The 16,808-nt window shown below is 32.0% G+C and carries 9 protein-coding genes; all 9 read left to right on the top strand.

Features of this window, described 5'->3' with window-relative positions; translation table 11 throughout:
* Window positions 1-33 precede the first annotated feature (33 nt).
* Window positions 34-2,193: a hypothetical protein gene (locus Q0829_RS15690; protein WP_298544813.1), complete on the top strand. Its 2,160-nt coding sequence runs from the start codon at window positions 34-36 to the stop codon at window positions 2,191-2,193.
* A 194-nt stretch (window positions 2,194-2,387) separates the two neighbouring features.
* Window positions 2,388-5,141: a CHAT domain-containing tetratricopeptide repeat protein gene (locus tag Q0829_RS15685; RefSeq protein WP_298544810.1), complete on the top strand. Its 2,754-nt coding sequence runs from the start codon at window positions 2,388-2,390 to the stop codon at window positions 5,139-5,141.
* A gap of 130 nt (window positions 5,142-5,271) precedes the next feature.
* Window positions 5,272-5,505: a hypothetical protein gene (locus Q0829_RS15680; protein ID WP_298544808.1), complete on the top strand. Its 234-nt coding sequence runs from the start codon at window positions 5,272-5,274 to the stop codon at window positions 5,503-5,505.
* Between the two features lie 221 nt (window positions 5,506-5,726).
* On the top strand, window positions 5,727-14,282 hold the full coding sequence (locus Q0829_RS15675; RefSeq protein WP_298544805.1) for a PKD domain-containing protein: 8,556 nt from the start codon (window positions 5,727-5,729) through the stop codon (window positions 14,280-14,282).
* A gap of 147 nt (window positions 14,283-14,429) precedes the next feature.
* The gene (locus Q0829_RS15670) at window positions 14,430-14,612 is read left to right on the top strand and encodes a hypothetical protein (RefSeq protein ID WP_298544803.1); all 183 of its coding nucleotides are present in this window, start codon (window positions 14,430-14,432) and stop codon (window positions 14,610-14,612) included.
* Between the two features lie 30 nt (window positions 14,613-14,642).
* Window positions 14,643-14,951, top strand: a complete 309-nt coding sequence (locus Q0829_RS15665; RefSeq protein ID WP_298544801.1) for a hypothetical protein — start codon at window positions 14,643-14,645, stop codon at window positions 14,949-14,951.
* A complete protein-coding gene (locus Q0829_RS15660) occupies window positions 14,951-15,367 on the top strand; it encodes a hypothetical protein (RefSeq protein ID WP_298544799.1) in 417 nt (138 codons plus the stop codon). The genes Q0829_RS15665 and Q0829_RS15660 overlap by 1 nt, the downstream gene beginning before the upstream one ends.
* A 4-nt stretch (window positions 15,368-15,371) precedes the next feature.
* Complete coding sequence (locus tag Q0829_RS15655; protein ID WP_298544797.1) at window positions 15,372-16,415, top strand: S41 family peptidase; 1,044 nt, start codon at window positions 15,372-15,374, stop codon at window positions 16,413-16,415.
* A gap of 206 nt (window positions 16,416-16,621) precedes the next feature.
* Window positions 16,622-16,798, top strand: coding sequence for a hypothetical protein (locus Q0829_RS15650; protein ID WP_298544796.1), 177 nt, complete (start codon window positions 16,622-16,624; stop codon window positions 16,796-16,798).
* The last annotated feature ends 10 nt before the right edge of the window (window positions 16,799-16,808 follow it).

The raw sequence follows: 16,808 nt of genomic DNA, 5'->3' as shown, positions 1-16,808 counted from the left end.
TGTTACATAAAGAGGAAATAAAAACATGAAAACATGAAAAACATAATTACATTAATTTTAATAATCTTATCCACAGTCGTTTACAGCCAAATTACAGAAATCCAAAAACCAGATGATAATCCTTTGAGTTTTGTTGGGTTGGATGGTGCGTATAATGGCGAGATTTATTTCACTACATTAAATACACAACTGCCAATATGGAAAAAAGAGTTTTGGAAAATCAATTCTGACGATAATATTATTAATGTTCCTATTAGTAATGATCCCAGTGTAAACGGTATAGACGTTGTGTATTCTTCAGGGGATGAATTGTTTGTTTGGATTAACGAAAGTACAGGCTCCTCATTGATACGATATAAAGATAATACTAGGTCTATTGTTTTAGATGATAATAACAATCCGATAAGATATGCTAGTGAATTTATAGCATATAACGGTCTGCAATATTTCGTTTCAAAAGATGAAAGTGATAGGTTTTTTAGGTCATATGATGGAAATGTAATTACTAGACCTGATATAGCATATCCCGAAGGCGGTTTTCTTGGCATTGAAATTTTAACTACCTACAAAAATGAATTGTATTTTATTGGTTGGACCAATTTAGGTAGACAAATATGGAAGTTTGATGGAGATTCGGTAACAGCAGTTTCTGACATTGGAATTTACCCTGAAGATGAAATCGTAAATTATAAGGATGAACTATATTTTGTACAGGAATATCGTGATCAGTTTGGAATTGGTGAAAAATATGAGCTTATAAGGTTTGATGGCCAAAATTTTAGCACGGTTGCAACAGAAAGAAGAAGGTTTTACAATTTAGTGGCGTATAAAGATATTCTTTGTTTTAACAAGTTTGTTCCGGAAGAAGGTTATTTTCGATTTCACAAATTTGATGGAAATGCCATTACAGAATTTAGCAATGAAGGAATAAATTATACGATAGAACGTCCAACAGTATTTCAAGACAAGCTATTTTATTTTGCAGAAGAAGTTGATAAAGTAGTTTTTAAATCTTTCGATGGGATTGTAGAAAAAAACATTGGAGAATTTAGTCCCTATCCGAATGACCCCATAATAGTGTTAAATGATAGTATGTATTTTTATCAGATGGGAGGACAAGGTACAATTTGGAAATATAAAGAAGCTTCTTGTGATATTCACCCTGGAGATTTGAAACTAGAATCACAAGAAGATATCGATACTTTTAACTATTGCGAAGTGGCAGGTAGCCTGACTATCGAAGAATTGGTAACAGGAGATATTGTGGATTTAAGCCCACTCAATGTGTTAGAAAATTTAGGAGGAGATTTAAAGATTTATCGTAATAAAGCACTCACTCAAATAAATGGATTTCAGAATCTAACGGCTATTAATGGTACTTTAGAACTTAGAGGAAATACGCTGGTAACCAATATTGATGGACTCAGTAATATAACAGCACTACAGAGACTAGAATTGTTTAACAATTTTAAATTAGAGAATATCGACGCATTATCTAACATTACCACACTAACAGATGTAAGAATTACTAACAATAATCTAGCAAATCTTTATGGGGTAAGAAATCTGGAAACTATTACGAATATTCTCTATCTAAACAATACCAAATTACTTAATCTGGATGATTTAAGTAACCTACAAACTATAGCAAAAGCGATGTATCTATATTCTAATAGTACATTAGAAAACGTGGACGGCTTGCAAAATATGGTAGTAGATAATGCGATACATATAAATAATAATGTAGCATTAAAAAATCTCGATGGACTGAATAAAGTATTATCGCTTAGCAAAGATTTTGTACTAAAAAACAACAAAGGCTTGGAGAATGCTTGCGGAATTAAACAATTGTTAGCAGAAAATGCTGTAGGTGGTACTATTGAAATTTCTATGAACGGTCCTAATGCAAGTAGTATCAATGCTATTATGAATAGTTGCCTTCCATCATTAGGGCTGGTTATGTATCCAACCGTAGGTTATGGTAATCACATGATAGTAGAAGGTATAAAGGCCCCGTCATTTACGTATATGATTCATAATCTTTCTGGAATATTGTTAGAACAAGGAACCATATCTAATGCAAACGATATTAATACTGTCATCTTTCGTAATGTGCTTGGTTCGGGAAATTACATATTTACCGTAGAAGAATCTGGTCAAAGGACTTCAGTACAATTTGTGGTGCAATTTTAAATAAAGGAATATAAAGGCTGCCTGAAAAGCCTTTTGCCTATCATTTCGAGCGGAGTCGAGAAATAATATGTGTGGATTTTACCACGTATTGTTTCTCGGCTCTCCTTTAATTTGATATTTTCCGGTTTTATGTATTTTTCCAACAGTTTTTTGTAATGTTCAGTACAGAAAATAGTTTATAACAAGTAATAAGAATGATCAAAAGACAATCTATGTTTTATAAAAATTTGATTTTTGTTTTATTTCTCTTGGTTTGCCATATGATCGCTGCACAATCATCGACGTCTTGTAATGAATCTTTACTAACCCAGATTGAAAAAGCTAAAGAAGCTTATAAATTGGCTAATTATGAAAAAGCTCAAGAGCTCGCTATGAAAGTATTAGATAATGAAGAAAAAAATAACGAATTATCTTGTGTTGCGGATATTTATCATTTGATAGGAAAAATAAGAACAGATGGATTTAATGATCATGAGCAAGCATTAAATTATTTTCTGAAAGAACAATTTTGTAGACAGAAAAGTAATCAAAGAAGCACTATAGATATTGGTAATTTGAGTTATTACAAAGGTATATGTTATTTCCATTTGGGAGCATATTATAAAAGTAAAAAATATTTTCAATATGCTTTTGATTTATTAGTAATAGACAATAATCAGGATAGTAATTTGAAAGGGTTTATGATGTATTTATCTTCTATTTATATGGTTCTCAATGATTTTAAAAGGGTCGAAGAATTTTTGGAGGAAAACATTAAACCTAGATTAAATGAAACAAAATTCAATATAAATCTATTAGCTTTTTATGAAATTAGAGCAAACTTATTGATGAATCAAAAAGAATATAAAAAAAGTTTGGATTTGCATTTTAAGGTAATAGAAATGTATAAAAAACATCTTCCTGAAAAAAGAGAGAGAATTGCTGGTCTACTTTATTTTACAGGCCGAGTTTATTATCATATGGATAATGTTGATGAAGCTATAAAATATTTTAAGAAAGGATTGAAGCTAACAAAACGAAACAATAAATCAGTATATAATTTTGGTTTAGGCGAAGCTTATGTAAAAAAAAGACTTTTTTTTGAGGGGTTAGATTGTTTTCAAAAAGGAATAGTTGATATCACGCAAAATTATGATGATTACTCTATAGCAAATAATCCAAAACCAAATGATTTTTATACCGATTACGAGTTCGTTCTTGCTTTACTACAAAATAAAGGAGAAACGTTGAAAAATATTTATAAATCTAATTGTCAAGAAAAATATTTAAAATTCTCCATAAAAACGTTTCAAAAAGCTGATACGTTAATTGCGGTTAAATATAAGAAAAATCAATCTGCGGAAAGTATTTTATCAACAAATCATTTTTTATCTAGTATATACTCGAGCCTTATTGACAGTTATTGGTTGATGTTTGAAAAGACAGGAAAAGCAAAATATCTTGATTTGATGTTCACCTATTCCGAAAAGAATAGGTCATTTCTTTTAAATCAATCTCGTAACAAAAGTAAATCTGATGCAGTCTCCTTAATTCCACAAAACATCATTAATAAACAAAAAGTAATAGCTTCAAAAATCGCACAAAATCAGTCAGCAGCTCTTAACTATCAAAATGTAAATAATAGCAAGCCGTTAGAAGAAATTAAAACCAAACTTTTCTCTTTAAACTTAAAAAAAGACTCTCTAGAAAGTGTCATAAGAAAACAATATCCTAAGTATCATCAACTTACTTATGATAATACTATTATATCGGTAAAAGAAATCCAAAATAAGTTGTCTAAAAATGCTACCTTATTAGAGTGTTTTGTTGCCGATAGTACCACCTATGCTTTTACAATTTCTAAAGATAAATATGGCGTAACATTATTGGAAATTGATAGTTTAGAGGATACTATTACACAGTTTAATAATGCCATTATAGCTAAAGATGCTGAGAACTATAATGAATTGGCATATTCATTATATCAAAAGCTTATTGTTCCGGTGCAGCATACATTAAAAGGCGAAGAGCTTATTGTTGTGCCAGATGGTCCGCTTTGGCATCTTAATTTTGATCTATTGTTAACACAACAAACTACATCAGAAGCCTATCAAGAATTGCCTTATTTCCTTAGTGAAAAAGTCATTAGCTATGCGAATTCTGCAAACTTACTGTTTAATCAAGTATACGATGATCAGAAAAAGAATATAAAAGAGTGTTTGGCGTTTTCTTTTGCAGATACAACCAAAACTGATCAGGGAAGCACTATGGATTTGGCGGTACTGCGCAATACGGATGATGATTTACCCGGTACACGAAAAGAAATCAAAGCGATATCCGAAATCATAAATGGGAAGTATTATTATGGAAAAGAAGCAATTGAAGATAATTTTAAAAGTAATGCAACTAACTATAATATTCTTCACTTAGCCCTACACGGAGAAGTGGATAATGAACATCCAGAAAATTCTAAGTTATTTTTTACAAAAAATAAAGATAGTATAGAAGACAACTACTTATACAATCATGAATTGTATGCGATGGATATTCCTGCAGAATTGGTAGTACTTAGCGCGTGTAATACTGGCGCTGGAAAAGTGGCTAAAGGAGAAGGGATTATGAGTTTAGGAAGGGCGTTTCAGTATGCGGGAGCTAAAAGTTTGGTGCTGACCAACTGGGAAGTATCCGACGAAACCACTCCCATATTAATGAGAAATTTCTACGCTAATTTAAAACAAGGAATGAATAAAGCCAAGGCTTTACAGCAAGCAAAATTACAATATTTACATACTGCAAATGTCTATAATTCTGATCCCTTTTATTGGGGAGGTTTTTATCTGATTGGAGATACAACTGCTATTGATTTTAATGAGAAATCATCGCATTGGTATTGGGTAAGCCTGTTGTTAGCTTTATTGAGTATGATTCTTGGGTTTTGGTTTCTTAGACAAAAAAGAAAAAGAAGTTGATCGATTGTTTAATTATAAAAGCTCTCTAAGTAGGAGCTTTTTTTATGTCATTTTTTATTTAGGCAAAGGGGTAACATTTGTAGTGATAAATACATTAAAGGTTCACTTATTAAAATTAAAAAACCGAAACATGGGAAACAAGAAATTTGACATTAAGGGAATGCAAGTATTAAGCAAAGAAGATCAGAAGTTCGTACAAGGTGGTATGAAATGGAGAGGACGTAGACAAAGTTGTAATGTAGCATATAGTGTCTCCTCAGCCTCAGCATATACCAATGCAATAAGAACTGCTTTACGATGTGGAGGATATGCTTCGGATTATCTTCATTATAATATAGAACTTCCAGCTTTCTTAGATGAATAACATCTGTATGATTAGTTAACAGAAAAATGTATCGAAAGTCATAGCATTAGCTATGGCTTTTTTGTTTGCGTAAAATAAACATTACCTCATCTACTATCACATACATACTAACATAGCCATCATCTTCTAATCTTCTTTTTAGTTTTTTTAAACGAGGGGGGTAACATATACAAGCTTGATTACATAAAGAGAGATTAAAAACAAAAAAGTAAATCAATCTTATGAAAAAAACAAAAACTATCACCCTATGGTGTATACTGCTCTGTAGCTTTTTATGGAGTGGGTATGGAATGAACAATAAAACATTTCCTGATGACTGCACCGAAACAGAGGTAGAGGCAGCTGCTTTTAGAATTACCAATATAAAGGTAAAAAAACAGGACAATGATCTTAATATGGGAACTGTGGAAATAGAGGTAAAAGGTGGTGATCCTAATTTTACCTTCAAAATTATTGGTTCGACCAACGACCAAAAGGTGAGTAGTTCTAATACAGAGACTTTTACCAATTTAAAGTATGGGGATTATAAAGTTGAGGTAAAAGATAACAATAATACTACCGCCACTGGAAGTTTTACTATTGAATTAATTCCGTCTATAGATTCATTTTCTATAAATGACAGAGATGGAGTTTCTAGAACAACTGCCAGAGCTGGAGTCGGAGATATTATTACAATAGTAGGGTATGGTTTTGGAGATCAAAGAGAGAACCCGGATACAGGATATAAAGGACAAATACATTTTGCAGGGGAAACTCTTGGCGGCACAAATAGTTTAAGAAGAATAAGAAAAAATGATGATGTTGATTACCTAGTTTCAAAAGATAATAATGGTACAATATCAGAATTTTGGACAAATAGAACAATAAAAATAAAATGTCCTTCGTCTGTAGATTCAGAAAAAATTACATCTTCTAACGGTGTAATAGAATTACCATCTGCAGCGACTGGATATATTAGTGTGGAGAATTATTTCGGGGATATCGTCAATAGCACTACTGATTTAATAGTAGACTATTCGATATCGAATTATTTAGACGATAGAGACTTCCCACATCATAAATATCCCCAACCTATAGTTAAAAAAAATAACCTTAATGGCTATGTGTTTCATATTGGCGATAATCTTAAAAATAATCATGAAGCAATCTTTACTATAGAAAAAGTTTTGAGAGATTGGTCTTGTGCATTAGGTATAACTTTAGAAATAAAAAGAAAGGATAATACTGGTGAAATAGACTTCGCTATTTCAAAAAGCGAAAAAAATGATGGAAAGAATATAATATATATTAATAATAATATCGGAGATAGACATGGTTTTTCGGGCATTAATAGCAATGGGTGCACTGGTCTCTTCTCAGATGTTGATAATGATTTTGATTATAAAAGTTTTGGGTATGCTTATAATGCAGATATTGCTATTAGCACAAAAAATGTTCAATTAAGCATTATTGATTCTTATATGCCAGGTAAAATTGATCTATATAGTATAGTTGCACATGAGATTGGTCATATCCTTTCATTAGGTCATATAGTGGATCCCAATGAAATAATGCATCATTCAACGAAACCTCAAAGATTAACTATTAATTCGAACTCAAAAACTTTAAATGCGGCAAATTATATAGTTGATTATAGTAGACTTATTGATTTTACATCTACATGTGGTGATCAATGGAGTGTTAATCCATTGTCTTTTACTCTTAATAAAGATAGTGGCTGTAATGACAATATTATTACAGATTTTCAAGTATCTCAAGTTGTAGGAGATAAAAATAAAATACAGTATAGTGATCTTTCAGAAGGAGGAACAATCAAATCTTGGTATTGGCAGTTTGAAGGAGGAACTCCATCATTTTCATTTTCAAAAACACCTCCGATAGTTGAATATCCGAGAAACGGTAATTATGAAGTTACTTTAATTGTTAATGGAGATATTCAAAAACGTAAAACAAGTAATGTCAAAGTAAGTAAAGATGATCAATGCACCAACCCAAAAGCGCAAAACCGTAAATCCAGCGATTGTATCGACGTAAGCTTTAACTACAACCCCAATCAAAACATTACAGTGGGTCAAGAAATCCAATTTACAGCCGATGTTTCTGGGGGGACAGGAACTTTGCGTTATGAATGGGATTTTGGTGATGGTAATAAACAATATGTTGCAAATCCAAAACATGTATTTACCAGCTCAGGAGCACCTGATGTAACATTATCTGTACGTGATGATGCTAGTCCAGATCCTATTGTAGTGGCTAAGCAAGTGATCGTTTCAGATGATAGTGCTACTGGTAATCCAGTAAACTTTACTGCAAATGTTACTTCGGGTCCTGCACCTTTAACGGTCTCTTTTACAGGACCAAATTCGCCTAATATAAAATCATATAGCTGGACTTTTTACAAAGGAAGTGATGGAGGTTTTGAATATTCTGATCAGCAAAACTCTACCATAACTTATGGAGATTGGGGTGATTACAGTGTAGAGTTAGAAATTGAATATACAAATGGCCAAGTATTTACTAGCTATAAAGAAAACTATATTAACGTTGGTTATCCAAAACCACCATACTCAATTGAGATAGAGAGTGCCTGTAATAGTAATGATTTTATTAATAATATTACTCCTTGTAACAATAGTTATCTGCCAAACGATTTTATTTATTTTACAGCGAGAGATATATTTGGGTCATTTGGAACTCCAGTTAGTTGGAGTTGGGATTTTGGAGATGGTAATACAAAAACTGATACGGGATTAGTATCCATAGTTAGTAATGCATTTGATAAGGGTGGAAGCAAAACCATAACAGTAACAAGCACAAATACGGAAGGTCAAACAGCTACGGCCTCTAAAACTATTTTTATAACGGATACTGATCCAAGCATCGAAGCCTATTTTGTGAAATCAAAATATGATTTACGATATACATCGGGTCCCACTACGTTTACTGATAATAGCATTATAAAAAATATAGCTCCCGATAAACTTGAATATTTTTGGGACTTTGGTAAGGGAGCTTCTCCTAAAACCGCTACAACAAAAGGTCCTCATCAAGTATGTTATGATGGTGATACCCCTGCAGGTTATAGAGATGTAAGTTTAACCGTATCTGCTAGAGTGAATGGTATAAATCTTCGAGATAATATAAAAGAGCCAAATGCTGTTTATGTAACAGAAGGAGGAAACCTATTTGAGTGTGGAAAAGGTTGTGAATTCAATGTAACGGATATATCTGTCGATAAATTAAATAAATATGGAACTAAGGCAGTATGTCTTAGTGATTCTCCCACACTATATGTAATAAGTAGATCTCCTGGATCAGAATGTAATTTGGGGTGGACTGTTAGAGACCTTAATGGTGATGCTTTTAATGATAGAATAATAGCAAGAAGAGAAATTGTAAACTTTCAGGAGATAGTAGATTGCCGCTTTGACCTTGGTAAGGGATATAATTGTGTGCAAGAAGATTTTAATTATCGACAGTTTGAAGCACTGCCATTAAGAGCCTATATCGAAGAAAGAATAAAACGAACAGGAGAATCATATCCAATAACCCTGGATCTTGAGATTCGTCTTAATAATATAACGGCACCAGCCGATGCAAAAACGTATCGTATAGAAACTATAATCGATAACCCTAATCTAGACGTACAAACTTCCCAAAATGCATGTTTAGAACAGTCATTAGAATTATGGCCAGATAGGGTAGCCCATCCAAATGAAGAATATCTTTGGACGGCTAATAACCCCACTCTGCTTAGCTATTTAAGCGCTACCAATATCCCTAATCCTATATTTACCAGATTAACAGGTGTAGGAGAGCATACATATAATTTAAAAGTAACAAATACGCAAACAGGTTGTTCAGATTCAAAGTATATCACTATTAATGTTGGAGGACAAGTAATTGAAGATAAAAAGTTCTTTATTAAAACCAATGAACCCCAGTCTTTAGAAGTTCCCATGTTTATTTCTGGAAATACTCCTAAAAATTATAGTTGGGTACCTTCAGATCATCTTAGTAATCCTAATATTGCGAACCCGATATTTAGTGTTTCAAATTCAGGAATTTATGATTACACGTTAACGGTAACTGACGAAATCGGTTGTAGTACGATAACTAACATACGTGTTGAAGCTATCGCACCTGATGATTGCGATAGGATCTATAATGGGGATTTAATCGTTACAAATCTAAACCAAGCTTGGGAAGCAAATCAATATTGTGTTATAAATGGTAATTTGATTGTTGAAGATGACCCTAATACAAGTGATATTGAAGATAATGGTGTGACTATATACAGAGATATAAAGCACCTAAGGTCATTGTCTAACATAAAAAGGATACAAGGAAATTTAATTATTAAGAATACTCCCTTAGATACATATCAGGCATTCGAAAAGCTAGAGTATATAGGAGGTAATTTTATAATTAAAAATTGCAGAACTTCTGGTAGAGGATTTATCAAGTTAAATAAAATAGAAGGGCACTTAGCTATCGAAGATAATAGTCTGATAGACGTTACTGCTCTATTTGGTTCTCTGACTTCTGTTAAAAAAATCAGTATTAATAATAATATTACATTAGAATCTGCTTTACGTCTTCCTAATCTTAAATCGGTTCTTGAAGGTATTACCATATCAAATAATGGAAACCTTTTTAGAATAACGAATATGGATGCATTAGAAGAGGTAGGACCTCTAATGATCTCAAATAATCCCAGATTGGATCATATTACAGATTTTTTAAAGCTTACTACTCTTGAAGGAGATTTAAAAATTGATAATAATCCAAAACTTAGATGGGTTGGACTTACAAAGCTTGAAGACGTTAATGGAGATCTATTAATTACCGATAATGAAGTCTTACAAAACATAATTGGTACAAATCAATTATCATCAATAAGGGGTAAACTGAATTTGTATGGAAACCCTTCTCTTAAAGACGCTTGTGCCTTGTCTTATGTCCTTGAAGTTCCTGGTAGAATAGGAAGTTATCAAACAGATATACGTGATAACGGCAATACTACAAGCACTGCTGATGATATAATTAATAACTGTAATAATGGTTGTGAATATAATGGTGACTTAGTTATTGACTCTCAGCAACAGGTTGACAATTTTAGGTATTGCAAAATTAATGGAAACCTAACAATCATTCAAGAATCTTATGATCCAGCGATTGGGTGGAGACTAATCGAAAACCTACAAGGATTAAGTGTATTAGAAGAGGTAAACGGAAATTTTAAAATTTTAAATACAAGTCTTTCTTCTTTACACGGTTTATCCAACCTGTTGAAAATAGGTGGTAACTTGGAAATAAAAAATAATGAGTACTTAAATGATGCATGCGATATTTTATATCTTTTAGAGAATGAAAACGCAGTAATAGGTAATAAGGAGATATCACAAAATGGAATTACTACAAGTTCCGTTAACAACATCCGTTACTATTGTAATGTCTCAAGTTGTGAAAATGTTTATAATGGAAATCTTGTGCTGGATTCTCAGGAAAAGGTGGATGAGTTTAACTATTGTAGTGTGAATGGTGATTTGATTATTGATGAATATAATGGTAGTATTACAAATATCGATGCTTTATCGTTACTGACGAAAGTTACTAATGGTAGTTTAATCATAAGAACAAACTCTCAGTTAACAAACTTAGATGGGTTGAGGAACTTAGAATTTGTGTCGGGAGCATTAAAAATTGAAAATAATAATTCTATAACAAGCTTAGAAGGACTTTCCAATTTACATTATGTTCAAAGTATTATCATACGAAACAATCAAAATTTATTAAATCTTAAGTTATATGGGCTTTCTAATTTGGCTGGTGTTAGTACATTGTCAATGAATGGGAATTCAACATTAGAGAGTGCTTGTAGTATAGTAAACTTAATTAAAGACCCTAAACATGCTCGTTATATATATAGTAACGGCCCAAATACTAGTAATACACAAATTATAGTAGATAACTGTTCAGCAGTTAATTGTGTATATGAAGGAGATCTTATTCTTGAATCACAACTACAAATAGATGCATTTAAGTATTGTGAAATCAATGGTAGTTTAACTATTGATGGTAGCTCAAGTAATTCCTATATTTTTGATTTGACACCATTGTTATCATTAAATAAGATTAAAGATAATCTTACCATTATAAATAACAAAGATTTAACTAATTTAAACGGATTACAAAATCTAACTTTTATAGGTGGTGATGTATCTCTTCGAAATAATACTATATTAACTAATGTAGATTATTTATCCGGAATTAATGAAATCAAAGGCAATTTTACTTTAGGAGGAAACAGTAACCTGTATAGTATAGATGGTCTTTCCAAACTCGTAAGAATTGAAGGAACTTTCTCTCTAGATAAAAATAAACTAACTAATCTTAAAGGATTATCCAGTTTAACTTCAATTGGAGGAAGGTTCTTATTGTTTCAAAGTAATTTATCTAATTTAGATGGATTATCTAGCCTTACATCAATTGGAAATGCAATACAGATTATAGAAAATCCATTACTTACTAACGTTGATGGATTGTCAGGAATTACAAGTGTATCTGGCTCGATCGGTAGGCTGGATATTAGAGAAAACCCAGGTTTAGAGAATCTAGATGGTTTGAGGAATATTATTTCCATAAGTGAAAATCTAGATTTATCTTACAATACGCGTATTCAGAATGCTTGTGGTATTATCCAATTGTTAGAAAACCCTAATTCGGTAGGAGGGATTATTAATATATCAAATAATGGTTATAGCTCTAGTTCACCAGAGGCAATTACAGAAAATTGTAACCCTTGCTTATATCCAGATACTGTAATACTAAAAGATCAAGAAGTAGTTGATCGATTTAATTATTGTGAGATTAAAGGTAATTTGATTATACAATCTGGCGATAGCGAACCTATAACAAATCTTAACGGTCTATCCAGTCTTGAAAAAATATATGGAAATCTTACTATTTATTATAACAAAGAATTAATAAATATCGATGGATTAGAAAATCTCACAACTGTTACTGGAGATATTCAAATCTATAATAATTCAAAATTAGAAAATGTAAACGGTTTTAGAAATCTTACAAATTTCTCAGGAAAATTGGAAATTGAAAGTAACTTTGAACTATTACATCTAGATGGATTTAGTGGACTTACTTCTATCAAAGGAGGGTTGATCCTATTAGAAAATGGTAGTTTAGAAAGTGTATCAGGATTGAGTTCAGTAGCATCAGTGGAGAATGGTGTTATAATTGACTCCAATAATCTGCAAAATTTAGATGGACTTCAGAATCTTAAGAATGTTAAAGGAGGTTTTAGTTTAGTATATAATAGATCGTTAGAAAATGCCTGTGCTATCGTAGAGTTATTATCAACACCTGGAGCTATTTCAGGTAATATTTCCATTGGTAATAATGGTCCCACTACCAGTTTGGTTCAGGATATTTTAGACAGTTGTAGCCCTTGTAACGAGGTGCATCCAGAAAACAATGTGATTTTATCATCTCAGGCACAAATCAATGCTTTTGATTACTGTGAAATCAAAGGAAACCTTACTATTGACGATACCGCTGGAGATATCACCGATCTTAGTAACCTAAGTAAGCTAGAAACGCTGGGAGGAGGATTATATATAAAAAATAATTCGGGGATTACTAATTTAGATGCTTTTACGAACCTTACCTTGATTAATGGTTCATTAGAAATATCCAATAATGCCAGTTTAGCGGATTTAGGTGGCTTATCAAACATTACAAATATTAGTGGAAATATAAATATTTACCGCAATAATAAGATCTTATCGCTAAGTGCTTTTAATAACCTTACTACGCTTCAAGGTAACCTAACTATTTCTTGGAATAATGGTTTGACCGATCTAGATGGTTTTATCAATCTGTCACAAATAAGTGGTTCCTTGGAGATTAAGGGTAATGATTATCTAAGTACGGTAAACGGTTTTAGTAATCTTACTAAAATTATTAAAGACTTTAGAATCATCAATAATAATTTGGCGAACCTTTCTGGATTTGCGAGGTTAAGTAGTGTAAAAAGCCTGGTATTTAATAATGCGAATCTCACAAATTTAGATGATCTATCTAATATACAAGAGATTAGAGGAGGTTTGTATCTGTATGGTAATAGTAAACTACAAAACATTCAAGGATTATCATCCTTAGTGCTAGGTGATATCGGATTATTACATGTATTGGGTAATCCTTTATTAGAAGATCTTTCAGGATTAGAAAACCTACAAAGTGTTAGGGTTGAGGTTAGAGTAGTCAATAATCAGAATTTAGTAGACGTAGATGGTTTATCTGGTTTAGAAAGCATAGCAAAAAAATTAGAGATAAATAATAATTCGAATTTGGAAAATGCTTGTGGGATTATAAAGCTGTTAGAGAATCCAGATGCAGTTGGTGGAATATTAGTTATAAAAAATAATGGCCCAAATGCCAGCTCTGAATTACAGATCAAAGAGTATTGTACAGGAGATGTTCAATTGCTAAGAACCAGTAACACGGATCTTTCTAAAAAAGTAACAAATGAAATCATGTTGTATCCGAATCCTGTGGTAGATGAACTTCATATACAAAGTAAACGCACGATTACAGAAGTTACTATCTTTAATTATACAGGAGCAATTATTTATAGCAGTAATGTTATAAAAACCAATAAGCACACTATTGAGCGCATGGATTATCCTGCAGGTGTGTATTTTGTGCAAATCAATACAGATCAAAAATCTACAATGAAAAAGATCGTGATAGAGTAAAATATTGATTGATTTGATGAATATTAAATTACCAAACAGCCAAGATTTTCTTGGCTGTTTTTTATTCTTTTCAGAAAACAAGGGGTAACATTTTCTATGTTTCTAACATAAAGTGCAAGGAAAACAATAAAGTAAAACAATAACAAAATGAAAAAAATTATTGCACTCTGTTTCATTGTGCTGCTTTCTAGTTGTGGAGTAACTATTAGATCTGTAGTGGATACTAAGATTTCTAATGCTCCTTATAAAAATATTCTTATCGTAATTACCTATGAAAATGGGGTGACTAAGAATTTTACGAATAAGCTAAAAGAAAAGTTAGAAACGTGATTCACTACGGACCAAAAAAAAGTAGAAGTGGTGCTAAATCAGCAAAAGAGAACATCACTAACGCTTAACCACAAGAATAGTATTGATCAAACGATCGAGAATAAAATCCTAAGTGATCAAAAAGATCTTCTTTTGATTTTTAAACCAACAGACTTGTTCTTTTATGAAGGAGCTCTCCAAAAAGCTACTTATGAAATTGTAGGAGTAGATACACAAACTAAAAAAGAAATCTGGAAAGCGAATTTTTCATCTGCGAGCTCCTTTGGACCAGCATTATTTGCTGAGAAATCCGTACAGAAAATTTATAATAAGTTGATAACAGATCAAATACTGCAATAATGAGAATTATACAAACTTTTTGGATTGTACTGCTTGTAATATCCGTGATATCTTGCGGTCCAAAAGAAGATACTCCATACGAATCAATTATTTTTGACCCACCTGCTTGGTCAATAGGTACTTGGGATAATGAAGCCCCGGAGGCTTTTACCAAAACGCTGATATTTACAGAAACCAATATTATTTCAGAATTTATGGATGGATCTACATTGGATTATAGTCAATCTATAACTCCCAACACAAATAATACAATCATTGAAGAGATTGCTACAGATAATGAATATTCCATTATAGTACGGGTAAGCTTTCCTGATGACGAAGAATTTGTTTTTACCAGAACCTTTAAAAAAACGTCTACCACTTCACTCACTTTTTATGACGATTTGGAGGAAATAGGAACTTTTGTTAAAAGATAAAATCATGAAAACTAAATTAAAATATGTAATTGCGATACTAGCAATAGGATATACAACCAGTTCTTATAGCCAAAGGTATACTGTAAAAGATAGTATCACCGTGTATACAGATAGTGTTTTTAACATTCTACAGAAAAAAAACCTGTACAGAGAAAAAATAGATTGGGCTTCTTATAAAGAAAGATTTTTGAAGGTGGCTACCACCAAGAAATCCTTTAAAGAGTTTTTACCAATGTTTGGTAAAGTTTGGATGGATTTAGGAGATAAACATACTTCTATAAACACATCAGATATGCAAATCAAAAACCCTACCGTAGGAAATTTTGATGGAAGCGAGTTTAGTGCAGGTTTGCTAGAAAGATACCAGCAAGGGAATTTTAATTTTGAGTGTAAAGTATTAGACGATCAATATGGGTATATTTTAATGCCGAGTATAGATCTACCCGATGGAAAAGATATCAATTCGATTACGCAAAAAATGTATGATCAAATCCAGACAATAGCAAATAATCATAAGTTAAAAGGATGGATTATCGACCTTAGACTTAATATGGGAGGAAACACATGGCCGATGATAGGAGCCCTATATGAGTTATTGGGTGATGGAGTGTTTGGAGGTTGGAAATATGAAGACCGTACAGAAAAAATATACCTTAAAAACGGAAAAGCATATCAGGAAGAGGATATGATACTCGCCATAAAAAGAATACCTTTTGACGAGATGAATACCGTAAAAGTAGCTATCGTAACAGGAGTTTTTACAAATAGTTCCGGTGAGATTACAGCGATTGCCTTTAAAGGAAGAAAAAACACCATTTTTATAGGAGAAAAAACAATTGGATTAACTACCACAAACCATACATACCGAATGCCTTTTGACACCTATTTTAATAATGCAGAAGCATACGATGTGGATCGAAACGGTCAATTTTATGAGCACATCATACCAGGTATTGCTATTCATAAATCAGATAACTTTAAGAATCTACTAGAGGACGATAATATCAAAGAGGCAATCAAGTATTTTAATAATGGAATTAAGCAATGAGTAACTGAGAACTTTCAATCTTATAAATCATTGATAATTAAGAGTCAATTATGTAATGTGGCTTGTTTTTAAATAATTTGATGAAAATAGGGGGGTAACATTTCTGATCCTGCTTACATAAAGGATATGCTGCGCAGCATAGACATATATCCTGAGTGTCTTTAAAAGTTCAGGAACATTCATAAATCATTAAATTTTATAAAGTTATGTTACAAAACATTTTAAAACTAGAAGGGGTTACGTCATTGAACAAAAAGCTTCAAGAAAACATTAAAGGGGGCAACTATTTCACAGGTTCAGGTGTACTAAGATGCAGAAATACGAGCGATTGTAGAAATGCTCCGGAAGAAGGAGTTTGCATAGATGGGTATTGTTTTACCTAAAATGTTTTAA

The sequence above is a fragment of the uncultured Aquimarina sp. genome (genome assembly GCF_947492405.1).
In the GTDB taxonomy this organism is placed as follows: Bacteria; Bacteroidota; Bacteroidia; order Flavobacteriales; family Flavobacteriaceae; genus Aquimarina.
This window is presented reverse-complemented; position numbering and strand designations above follow the sequence as displayed.